Annotated in this window: 7 protein-coding genes; 6 read left to right on the forward strand and 1 reads right to left on the reverse strand. The window is 61.6% G+C overall.

The genetic code is table 11. From position 1 onward, the window contains the following. The first annotated feature begins 22 nt into the window (after window positions 1–22). The 3 genes from NKI25_RS21380 to NKI25_RS21390 all read left to right on the forward strand — a co-directional run bounded on the left by NKI25_RS21380 (window position 23) and on the right by NKI25_RS21390 (window position 2,014). Window positions 23–460 (forward strand): DUF1489 family protein, encoded by a 438-nt coding sequence (locus NKI25_RS21380; protein ID WP_352999303.1) that lies wholly within the window; start codon window positions 23–25, stop codon window positions 458–460. Window positions 461–584: 124 nt separating this feature from the next. Continuing rightward, a complete protein-coding gene (locus NKI25_RS21385; protein WP_352593453.1) occupies window positions 585–1,316 on the forward strand; it encodes a vWA domain-containing protein in 732 nt (243 codons plus the stop codon). Then, on the forward strand, window positions 1,316–2,014 hold the full coding sequence (locus tag NKI25_RS21390; protein WP_352593451.1) for a DnaJ domain-containing protein: 699 nt from the start codon (window positions 1,316–1,318) through the stop codon (window positions 2,012–2,014). Before NKI25_RS21385 ends, NKI25_RS21390 begins: the two co-directional genes overlap by 1 nt. Window positions 2,015–2,061: 47 nt before the next feature. Here the strand turns inward: NKI25_RS21390 and NKI25_RS21395 are convergent, their stop codons facing one another. Next, complete coding sequence (locus NKI25_RS21395; RefSeq protein ID WP_352593448.1) at window positions 2,062–3,447, reverse strand: D-alanyl-D-alanine carboxypeptidase; 1,386 nt, start codon at window positions 3,445–3,447, stop codon at window positions 2,062–2,064. 298 nt (window positions 3,448–3,745) lie between these two features. On the opposite strand from NKI25_RS21395, the gene NKI25_RS21400 reads away from it, so the two are divergent. From NKI25_RS21400 to clpA, 3 genes are all read left to right on the forward strand, one after another. Further along, the gene (locus tag NKI25_RS21400) at window positions 3,746–4,075 is read left to right on the forward strand and encodes a phasin family protein (RefSeq protein ID WP_352471661.1); all 330 of its coding nucleotides are present in this window, start codon (window positions 3,746–3,748) and stop codon (window positions 4,073–4,075) included. Window positions 4,076–4,349: 274 nt separating this feature from the next. Further along, the gene (clpS, locus tag NKI25_RS21405) at window positions 4,350–4,676 is read left to right on the forward strand and encodes an ATP-dependent Clp protease adapter ClpS (RefSeq protein ID WP_023674921.1); all 327 of its coding nucleotides are present in this window, start codon (window positions 4,350–4,352) and stop codon (window positions 4,674–4,676) included. Between the two features lie 6 nt (window positions 4,677–4,682). Further along, complete coding sequence (clpA, locus tag NKI25_RS21410; RefSeq protein WP_352593445.1) at window positions 4,683–7,151, forward strand: ATP-dependent Clp protease ATP-binding subunit ClpA; 2,469 nt, start codon at window positions 4,683–4,685, stop codon at window positions 7,149–7,151. Window positions 7,152–7,334: the final 183 nt, after the last annotated feature.

Consider the following 7,334-nt stretch of genomic DNA (forward strand, 5'->3'; position numbering starts at 1 on the left):
GTGCTGGACTAAACCTTAAACGATGTCTCTCAATCTCATAAAGCTTTGCGTCGGCTGTGACAGCGTCGAGGATCTGGAAGAGTGGATTGCCTTCCGTCTCGACGAGCGGCGCCGCGCCGGCGAACCGGCCGAGCACTACCACACCACCCGCATGGTGCCGACGCGTGGCGCCGAGATTACCGGCGGCGGCTCGCTCTACTGGGTGATCAAGGGCAATGTCCAATGCCGCCAGCTGATCACCGAAATCCGGCCCTTCACCGATGACGAGGGCATCGGCCGTTGCCATCTGATCCTCGATCCCGAGGTCGCGCGCACTGACTGGCAACCGCGCCGTGCATTCCAGGGGTGGCGCTACCTGAAGCCGGCGGACGCGCCGGCCGATCTCGGCAAGGGCAAAGCCGGGCTGATCGAGATGCCGCCGAAGCTCAGGCGTGAGCTTGCCGATCTCGGCCTGCTCTGACGCCAAGAAACGCAACGCCAAGACCACCAGCCGAAGCGTTGTCCGCAGGTGCCATCATCACCGGTCCTCCAGGTCGCCTCATCTGGGCTTGCAAGCCGGGGAACAACGCCACATCTTGAATGTCATGAGCGACAAGAAGCAGCCCGTGTCTGCAAAGGCCAATCCTGCGCCGGTCGAGTCTCAATCGAGCACCGGCGAGATCGACGCGTTTCTCCGTCAGGCAAGGACGCTCGCTGCATCCGCCACCGGTTCAGGTAGGCTGATCCTGTCCCTCGACGCGACGATGAGCCGCCAGCCGACCTGGGATCTCGCCTGTGCGCTGCAGGCCGAGATGTTCGACGCCGTCGGCAAGGCCGGGGCGCTCAAGGTTCAACTTGTCTATTTTCGCGGCCTTGGCGAGTGCCGCTCGTCCGCATTCGTCACCGATACCGAAGCTCTGAAACAGCTGATGACGCGCATCGACTGCCGCAGCGGCCATACCCAGATCGGCAAGGTGCTCGCCCATGCGCTGAAACAGACGGCGGCGGCCAAGGTCAACGCGCTGGTCTATATCGGCGACGCGATGGAAGAAAACATAGATGATCTGGCCGAAAAGGCCGGCAGCCTCGGTCTGCACGGCGTTCCTGTCTTCGTCTTTCAGGAGGGCCATGATGCCGCTGCGGAAAAGGCGTTCAAGGAAATTGCGCGGCTGTCGAAAGGGGCCTGGTTCCGGTTCGATCGGCGGGCTGCCGCGACGTTGGCCGGCCTGCTTTCGTCTGTCGCCGTGTTTGCGACCGGCGGGCTGAAAGCACTGGAGGCCCGGGGCAGGCCGGAGGATCGGCTGATGATCGAGCATATGCGGGGCGGCGGAAACTGATGGGCGCGATTATCGCTTTCGTAGCATTGCTTCTGGTGTTTCTCGGCACGGTCACTGTCTTCCTGCGCGCCGATCCGGCGAAGCTTGCAGGCGGCATGAGGACGCTTGGACCTGTGCTGCTCGGGCTGGTCGGCGTCGCCGTGCTGCTGGTCGGGCGCGAGGGCATCGGCGGCTTGATCCTGTCGGCTGCGCTCGCCTGGTACGGCTCCATGCGCATGAATCGGCCGGCGGCAAAACTGGCACCAGGCAAGCGTTCCACAGTTCGTACGGCGGCGCTTGAGATGGAACTCGATCACGATACCGGCGGCCTCGAAGGCCTTGTGCTGGCTGGGCGCCATGAAGGCAAGATGCTTGGCTCGATGGGGCTTGCCGAATTGCAGCAACTCTATCGCGAACTCTCCGGCGATCCGGAGAGCCGCCAATTGCTAGAGACGTATCTTGACGGCAGATTTCCCATCTGGCGCAAAGACGCTGATGCGAATGGTGGCGAAGGGCTGGGTGTTGCGCCAGGTTCTGGCGCCATGACTAAGGAGGAGGCCTACAAGATCCTTGGTCTTGAAGCGGGGGCTGCCGCGGCGGATGTCCGCAAGGCGCACCGCCGCCTGATGCAGCGCCTGCACCCCGATATCGGTGGCACGTCTTTCCTGGCGGCGCGGATCAATGAAGCCAAGGACGTCTTGCTCTCCAATCACAACTAGTCTCCTTCGACGCAGAACTTCGGGAAAGATATCGTTTCGCGCGCCGCTTACTGCTGGACGGCGTAGCACTCGATCTTCTTCTTTTTCAAAGCGTTGCAGGCTTTCCAGGCAGCCGTCTTCGAACCGAAACCACCGAACCGGGCGCGGTAGTAGGTGACACCGTCCTTGTCGAAGGCGACGGTGAAACCGGAGGCATCGGTCAGAACGGAGGGCGCCTGCTTCGTCGCCTTGTCGAGGAAAGCCTTCGCTTCGGCCTGTTTTGGCGAAGAGGCGACCTGTATTGCCCAGCCGGATGGCACCGACGCCGTGCTGACCGGATCGACCTCTGCCGCCGGTTCGGCATAGGCTGCGGCGACCCGGGCTGTCGCCACGTCGTCCACCGTCGACACAGCCGTCGTCTTGACCCTCTTGGCCTGAACGACCGGAGCGGTCTCTTCAACGACGGGCGCATTTTCCTCGACAAGAGAGGCAACGGCATCGTCGTCCGGCTTACTGTCCGGTGTCGGCGCGTCATGCTTCGGTAGAAGCACCTTGGCCAAGGCTGAAATCGGATTGCCGCCGGCCTTGGCAACCAGCACGCCGCCGCCGCGCGACGACGCCTGCGGCATGTAGGCATTGATCAACCCGGCCATCTGGCTGTCGCGGCTGCCGCCGGACCTGCCGCCCATGACCACCGCTACGATGCGCCGATCGCCATCCGAGACCGAGGAGACCAGATTGTAACCGGAGGCGCGGGTGTAACCGGTCTTGATGCCGTCGACGCCCTTGATGCGTCCGAGCAGACGATTGTGGCCGTTGATGCGCTGCCGCCCGTAAAGAAAGGAGCGCTGCGAGAAATAGCCGTAATATTGCGGGAAATGCTCTCTCAGGGCGATGCCGAGCATCGCCATGTCGCGCGCGGTCGTGAACTGGCCGGGATCAGGCAAGCCGTTGGCGTTGCGGAAAACGGTTCCCCTCATGCCCAGCGCCCGCGCCTTGGCGGTCATCATGCGGGCGAAATTGGCTTCGTTGCCGCCGAGCATCTCGCCAAGCGCTGTTGCGGAATCGTTTGCCGATTTGGTCACCATCGACAGGATCGCGGTCTCGACCGTGACCGAGCCGCCCCGCTTGACGCCGAGCTTCGTCGGCGGTTCGGCAGCGGCATTGGCCGAGAACACGACCGGGGAATTCTTGCTGATCCTGCCCTTCGCCAACGCCTCGAACGTCAGATAGAGCGTCATCATCTTGGTAAGCGACGCCGGATAGCGCCGGCCATCGGCGTCCGACGAATAAAGCACCTTGCCGGTCTTGGCATCGATGACGATGGCCGCCGACTTGGCCGCCATGGATGAGGCCGCGTCCGCGACGACGAAGCTCATCGCCATGGCGAGGATCATGATCGTTTTGAGGGGGGACGCGGATTTGGAAACGAAGCCCGACAACGCCTTACGCACTGATAGTTCCTTTGAATTTCCGTTGCCTTGGAGGCGGCAAAAAGTCCTGCCTCACCTCCGGCCACGCTAACGCGGGCAGCGTTACCAATCCGTTTATGGTAACCGCCGCGTTCACCATTTTCTGTGGGATTGAGCTTCTCTTTATTCGAATCTTAGCGATTGCCGGCAGCTCACGATCCGCATTGCCGCGGGAATCTTGACTTTTGTGCACTGCACAATATATTTACACGCATTGCACAACGCGGCCCGGACAAGCCGCGTCTATCGTCCAAGGCAACCGTTCAAGGGAATGCGTGAAATGACCCAGACCTATGAAGATTTCAGCAAATACGGCAAGGAATTTGCGGACACCGGATTGAAGAGCTTCGCCTCGCTGTCCAAGGGTGCGCAGGCTATCGCCGCCGAGGCGGGCGAGTACACCAAGAAAAGCTTCGAAGCCGGCAGCGCCGCTGTTGAGAAGCTCTTTTCCGCCAAGTCGCTGGACAAGGCGATCGATATCCAGTCCGACTATGCCAAGCAGTCCTATGAGAGCTTCGTCACCGAAGCCACCAAGCTTGGCGATCTCTATGCCGAACTCGCCAAGGAAGCCTACAAGCCGTTCGAATCGATCGTCGCCAAGGCGAAGTAAATTCGACGAACATTCCGAGCCGGCCCCTGGGCTTGCAAAGACAGACCCGGTCGCGAACGCGCGGCCGGGTTTTTTCATGCCAGCTCGAAATCGGGGGCCTGCGGTCTTCACGATTTGAAAAATCGGTCAAGTTTGGCCACCTAGCCATATTGTCAGCTAAACAGAAGGGCTTAAAATCGTCCATCGAACACCTACATGTCGAGCATGCATGAGGATTCGAAAGAGGCAGGACTACGTGACTACAGGTTTGACTGCCACGAGCTACGTGGTGCGAATGCAGAACGGCAGCAACGGCAATGAGGCCGGTCGCGGCACGGCCGTCATCACGCGCACAAAAACCAAGACCAAGAAGCCCAGTCTGTATCGGGTCCTCATTCTTAACGACGACTACACACCCATGGAATTCGTGGTCCACGTGCTGGAGCGCTTTTTCCAGAAGGACCGCGAAGCCGCCACACGCATAATGCTTCATGTTCACAATCATGGGGTGGGCGAGTGCGGGGTCTATACATTCGAGGTGGCCGAGACCAAAGTGGCTCAGGTCATGGATTTCGCCCGACAGAATCAGCATCCGCTGCAATGCGTGATGGAGAAGAAGTGAGGTAACATGCCGGCTTTCTCCCAAGGCCTGGAAAAGGCGCTTCACCAAGCGCTGACGCTCGCCAATGAGCGGCACCATGAATATGCAACCCTTGAACATTTGCTGCTCGCCCTGATCGACGACACCGAGGCGGCGGCCGTCATGCGTGCCTGCAACGTCGATCTCGACGAGTTGAAGCATACGGTCCTCACCTATATCGACACCGAGCTCGACAACCTCGTCACCGGCTACGATGAAGATTCCAAGCCGACTGCCGGTTTCCAGCGCGTCATCCAGCGCGCGGTGATCCATGTGCAGTCGTCAGGTCGCGAGGAGGTGTCCGGCGCCAACGTGCTCGTCGCCATCTTCGCTGAGCGCGAGAGCCACGCCGCTTACTTCCTGCAGGAACAGCAGATGACCCGCTACGACGCGGTCAACTATATCTCGCATGGCATCGCCAAGCGCCCCGGCGCTTCCGAGACGCGGACGCCGCGCGGCGCCGACGACGAGCAAGGCGGCCAGAGCGGGGCCGAGCCGCAAGAGGAAGGCGGCAAGAAGAAGCAGCAGCAGGACGCGCTGACTGCCTATTGCGTCAACCTGAACAACAAGGCCAAGGCCGGCAAGATCGATCCATTGATCGGTCGCGAGAGCGAGATCAACCGGACCATCCAGGTGCTGTGCCGCCGCTCCAAGAACAACCCGCTCTATGTCGGTGATCCCGGCGTCGGCAAGACGGCAATCGCCGAAGGCCTCGCCAAGCGTATCGTCGAGGGCGACGTTCCCGAAGTGCTGCACAATGCCACCATCTTCGCGCTCGACATGGGCACGCTACTGGCCGGCACCCGCTATCGCGGCGATTTCGAGGAGCGGCTGAAGCAGGTCGTCAAGGAGCTCGAGGATTATCCCGGCGCCGTGCTGTTCATTGATGAGATCCACACCGTGATCGGGGCAGGGGCCACCTCTGGCGGCGCCATGGATGCGTCGAACCTGTTGAAGCCGGCGCTGTCGTCCGGCGCGATCCGCTGCATCGGCTCGACCACCTACAAGGAGTTCCGTCAGTTCTTCGAGAAGGACCGCGCGCTGGTGCGGCGCTTCCAGAAGATCGACGTCAACGAGCCGACCGTCGAGGACGCCATCGAGATCATGAAGGGCCTCAAGCCCTATTTCGAGGAGTTCCACAAGGTTCGCTACACGAGCGAGGCGATCAAGGCTTCGGTCGAGCTCTCGGCGCGTTACATCAACGACCGCAAGCTGCCGGACAAGGCGATCGACGTGATCGACGAGACCGGCGCCTCGCAGATGCTGGTGCCGGAAGCCAAGCGCAAGAAGACCATCGGCATCAAGGAGATCGAAGCGACGATCGCCACGATGGCGCGTATCCCGCCGAAGACGGTTTCCGCCGACGACGAGAAGGTGCTGCAAGGTCTCGACATCGAGTTGAAGCGCGTCGTCTACGGCCAGGACACCGCGATCACCGCGCTGACTTCGGCCATCAAGCTGGCGCGGGCCGGCCTGCGGGAACCGGAAAAGCCGATCGGCTCGTACCTGTTCTCGGGTCCGACCGGTGTCGGCAAGACGGAAGTGGCCAAGCAGCTCGCCGCCTCGCTCGGCGTGGAGCTGATCCGCTTCGACATGTCGGAATATATGGAACGCCACACCGTTTCACGGCTGATCGGCGCGCCTCCCGGCTATGTCGGCTTCGACCAGGGCGGCCTTCTGACCGACGGCGTCGACCAGCATCCGCATTGCGTGCTGTTGCTGGACGAAGTGGAGAAGGCGCATCCGGATCTGTTCAACATCCTGTTGCAGGTCATGGATCACGGCAAGCTGACCGACCACAACGGCAAGCAGATCGACTTCCGCAATGTCATCCTGATCATGACCACCAATGCGGGCGCGTCCGACGCGCAGCGCGCGGCCATCGGTTTCGGTTCGACCAAGCGCGAAGGCGACGATGTCGAGGCGATCAACCGGCTGTTCACGCCGGAGTTCCGCAACCGTCTCGATGCGATCATTCCGTTCGGCTCGCTGCCGGTGCCGGTCATCCATCAGGTGGTGCAGAAGTTCGTCATGCAGCTGGAAGCACAGCTTTCCGAGCGCGGCGTGACATTCGACCTGTCGCAGGAGGCGATCGCATGGCTGGCCGACAAGGGCTATGACGAGCGCATGGGCGCCCGGCCGCTTGGCCGTGTCATCCAGGAGCACATCAAGAAGCCGCTGGCCGACGAGGTGCTGTTCGGCAAGCTCAAGAAGGGCGGCACAGTACGTGTCACTGTCGAGAAGAAGGAAACCGGCGAGACCGGCCTGAAGCTCGAATCGCTCGCCGACGAGGCGCCGGTGAAGCCGAAGAAGGAAGAGCCGGACGACGCGCCGAAGGCCAAGAAGGCGGTGGCGAAAAAGCCCGCCGCGAAAAAGGCGGTGGCGCAGAAGCCGGAGCCGAAAGGCAAGGATGGTGGCAAGCGCAGCCTTGTGCCGCAACTGCCGCGTAAGAACTGACGAATCCGCAAGTCAAAAAAAGCCCCGGAAACGGGGCTTTTTTTGTGACACCTTCCGATTAAGCACCCGGCGCCCGCCGGGTACCCATCCGGTGAAGACCGCAGACGTGTATCCGGCGGCCATGAGGACCTGAGCACCGCGGTGCCGGCGTCAAGTTTTTGATGGGGAGACGCGATGATATTC

The organism is Mesorhizobium sp. M0808 (assembly GCF_040320025.1).
GTDB lineage: Bacteria > Pseudomonadota > Alphaproteobacteria > Rhizobiales > Rhizobiaceae > Mesorhizobium.

What these genes read in the sequence shown, in the direction of transcription:
- NKI25_RS21380 (WP_352999303.1), top strand. Translation starts at nt 23, where the DNA reads ATGTCTCTCAATCTCATAAAGCTTTGCGTCGGCTGTGACAGCGTCGAG.
- NKI25_RS21385 (WP_352593453.1), top strand. Translation starts at nt 585, where the DNA reads ATGAGCGACAAGAAGCAGCCCGTGTCTGCAAAGGCCAATCCTGCGCCG.
- NKI25_RS21390 (WP_352593451.1), top strand. Translation starts at nt 1,316, where the DNA reads ATGGGCGCGATTATCGCTTTCGTAGCATTGCTTCTGGTGTTTCTCGGC.
- NKI25_RS21400 (WP_352471661.1), top strand. Translation starts at nt 3,746, where the DNA reads ATGACCCAGACCTATGAAGATTTCAGCAAATACGGCAAGGAATTTGCG.
- clpS (WP_023674921.1), top strand. Translation starts at nt 4,350, where the DNA reads ATGCAGAACGGCAGCAACGGCAATGAGGCCGGTCGCGGCACGGCCGTC.
- clpA (WP_352593445.1), top strand. Translation starts at nt 4,683, where the DNA reads ATGCCGGCTTTCTCCCAAGGCCTGGAAAAGGCGCTTCACCAAGCGCTG.